The 1345-nt window shown below is 33.6% G+C and carries 2 protein-coding genes; both read left to right on the plus strand.

Annotation, left to right across the window (positions count from 1 at the left end):
• The first annotated feature begins 244 nt into the window (after window positions 1-244).
• Window positions 245-832 carry a hypothetical protein gene (locus tag O0V13_RS21420; RefSeq protein ID WP_268037059.1) on the plus strand — a complete coding sequence of 196 codons (588 nt, stop codon included), beginning with the start codon at window positions 245-247 and terminating at the stop codon, window positions 830-832.
• A gap of 200 nt (window positions 833-1032) precedes the next feature.
• A partial coding sequence (locus O0V13_RS21425) for an SDR family NAD(P)-dependent oxidoreductase (protein ID WP_268037060.1) occupies window positions 1033-1345 on the plus strand: 313 nt, incomplete at its 3' end.

The raw sequence follows: 1345 nt of genomic DNA on the forward strand, positions 1-1345 counted from the left end.
TACCTACCTCTCTGAGGCCGGACTTACTATGCTCTCCCAATACTAAAAATGACTAATCAGCCCTGTTTATTAGATTTTCTCTTTCAGAAAAAAAAAGCCCGAACCGCTAACATCGGCTATAGCAAATGCGGGTTGACTGCCTTAAAATGAAGATATCACAACTAAACAAAATTACCGTAGGCGGACAAGAAAGCGTTTTCAAAATCCCGCACTTGCCATAGCCAGGGCCGTTGGACAAAATAATATGAAGATTCCCTACCTTATATCGTTATATTTTTCATTTATTATTATTTCAAGTTTTTATGATTTTAATGATAATGCTTCAAATGCTCATCATAGGGAAATCGTTGAAGTTATAAAAGCTATAATTAAGGAGAGCCAAATTCAACAAAACTTTCCTGATTTTAAAATATACTCAAAGTTACCCAAATACATTTCAAGAAGAGAATTGGAAGAATTTGTACCTGGACCTCCGCCAGGTTCCCCTTACATTTTTCCTGATATTGAGCAAATTATAAAATTGAATTTGCCGAATTATACTATTTCAAGTAATGATTTTCAGTTTTTTAAAGAGCAAGACGAATCTAGCTTGGAAATATGGCTTAACGATTTAGATTTTCCAGAATATTCATTAGCTAAGAAGGAAAACCTTATTCCTGAGGAATATATATATTTTAGTATTCCAGTTTTTAATTTTGATAAGATTGTTGCCTATGTACGTGTTGGGTTTTTCTGCGGCGGAGAGTGTGGTTGGGGTGGTGAAATGATTCTAAAAAAGGGAAAAGCTGAAAAATGGAGAATCGTTAAAAATAAGAATTTTTGGGTTAGTTAAATATGTTACTTTGTCCAACATTGCATATGAAATCATAACATCCTGTGGGATGCTACGATTTACATACTAACCGTTAGGCACAAGGCGGAAAAAACGAATACGCAAAAAGTATACAACATTTGGCAGTTTGAATACATCTACACTTTTTAGTTGCTATAGTTTTGTTCAAGAATTAATTGTAAAAATTTAAAAGAATTAAAATGAGCAAAACAATATTAATCACGGGAGCATCATCAGGAATTGGAAAAGCAACAGCCAAAAAGTTTCAGGCAAAGGGTTGGAATGTTATTGCTACAATGCGTAATCCGGAAAAAGAAACTGAACTATCATCATTAGAAAATGTATTCATAACCAAACTAGATGTTCAAGACTTAACAAGTATTGCAAGTGCAATTGAAGAAGGAATTGATAAGTTTGGAAAAATAGATGTCCTATTAAATAATGCAGGATACGCCATATTGGGCACTTTTGAATCTGCATCAAGAGAAAGTATAACGAGACAGTTTGACGTAA

The organism is Algoriphagus sp. PAP.12 (genome assembly GCF_026652115.1).
GTDB lineage: Bacteria > Bacteroidota > Bacteroidia > Cytophagales > Cyclobacteriaceae > Algoriphagus.

Bases quoted from the DNA above. Each gene is read 5' to 3' on its own strand.
- O0V13_RS21420 (WP_268037059.1), top strand. From the start codon at position 245: ATGAAGATTCCCTACCTTATATCGTTATATTTTTCATTTATTATTATT.